Origin of the sequence: Caballeronia sp. INML2 (assembly GCF_023631365.1) — a bacterium.
Lineage (GTDB): Bacteria > Pseudomonadota > Gammaproteobacteria > Burkholderiales > Burkholderiaceae > Caballeronia > Caballeronia turbans.
This window is the reverse complement of the sequence record NZ_JALQDH010000243.1, coordinates 1-271: the sequence shown is the minus strand read 5'-3', so window position 1 is coordinate 271 and position 271 is coordinate 1. Positions and strand designations below refer to the sequence as shown.

Genomic DNA, 271 nt, shown 5'->3' with positions numbered 1-271 from the left:
CGCGAGCCGAGGGCGATCACTTCGCGTAGGGTTTGCAACGACTTGGGGCCACGATTGATCAGATCGCCGGCGAACCAGAGCGGCGTGCCGGGCTCGGGCGCGGCTTTCTTCAGGAGACGCTCGAAAGGGTCGCAGCAGCCCTGAAGATCGCCGAAGACGAGCGGGGCGGAGGCGAGGTCGAGACTGGAGGTGAGGGCGTCGGTCATCGGAGATTACGGGTTTTGAAGGAGCCGCGAGCCGGCTTAAGTGCGCGATCCGCGCATTATGAAAC

Annotated in this window: 1 protein-coding gene; it reads right to left on the bottom strand. The window is 64.2% G+C overall.

Features of this window, described 5'->3' with window-relative positions; genetic code table 11:
- The coding region (locus tag NCT32_RS37175; RefSeq protein WP_250491581.1) for a metallophosphoesterase at positions 1–206 on the bottom strand (206 nt) is incomplete at its 3' end.
- Positions 207–271: the final 65 nt, after the last annotated feature.